General features: G+C 65.5%; 1 protein-coding gene. It reads right to left on the bottom strand.

Annotated features, from left to right (window positions below; all coding sequences use genetic code 11):
• Nucleotides 1–7 precede the first annotated feature (7 nt).
• Nucleotides 8–807 (bottom strand): IS5 family transposase gene (locus NRB56_RS38115; protein WP_319944124.1). Its coding sequence is split into 2 segments (ribosomal slippage): nucleotides 8–471 and nucleotides 471–807, totalling 801 coding nucleotides; the frame shifts between segments, so codons are not numbered across the junction.
• Nucleotides 808–872: the final 65 nt, after the last annotated feature.

Below are 872 nucleotides of genomic sequence, written 5' to 3'. Positions count from 1 at the left end.
AGAGCTCCTATCGGGTTCGATTGCTGAGTCGTCGCCAGCAGATGAGGGAGGCGCCGAGGTTGAGGAAGCCTTCGTGGATGTCTGTGCGGCGTTCCCAGCGGACGGCCAGCCGCCGGTACTGGTGGAGCAGGGCGAATGCCTGCTCGACGATCCACCGGCCGGCGGTTACCCGGTCATGGGTTCCGCGGCGGGGAATGTAGCCGGTGATCCCTCGTTGCTTCAGTTCGGCGTGGACACTGGGGTAGTCGTAGCCCTTGTCGCCGATCAGGATTGCGATCCGGCGCCGCGGTGGCCCGGGCCGGCCCCGCAGTGGACGTACCCGATCCAGCAGGGTCGGCAGCATCAGGTGATCGTTGACGTTCGCCGCGGACAAGGCCACGGCGAGCGGGAACCCGTTGGCGCAGGTCAGGATATGGTGTTTGGAGCCGGTCTTGGCGCGGTCGACCGGGCTGGGACCTGTTGCGGCACCCCTTTTTTCGCCCGCACGTGCGAACCGTCGACCATCACCCGGTCGAAGTCGATCAGCCCGGCGGCGTTGCTGCGGGTCAGGATCACCTGGTGCATCTGCTCGAACACCCCGGCGGCCTGCCAGTCCCGCAGCCGGCGCCAGCATGTCATCCCGGACCCGAATCCGAGTTCCTGGGGCAGATCTTCCCATCCGATACCGGTGATCAGCACGAACAGGATCCCTTGCAGCACCCGGCGGCTGTCCATCTGCGCCGGCCCGGGTGTCCCGGCGCGCTTCACCGGTAGTAGCGGCTCGATAACCGACCACAACTCGTCGTTCACGACCCAAGGTGCTGCCACAACGAAACATGCTGCACAACAACATGTCTCAGCGCAAGCCGACCGAACCTGTTAGGAGCTCTAAG

The organism is Nocardia aurantia, assembly GCF_009604425.1.
GTDB lineage: Bacteria > Actinomycetota > Actinomycetes > Mycobacteriales > Mycobacteriaceae > Nocardia > Nocardia aurantia.
Note: the sequence above shows the minus strand (reverse complement) of the source record. Positions and strands in the feature narration are given on the sequence as shown.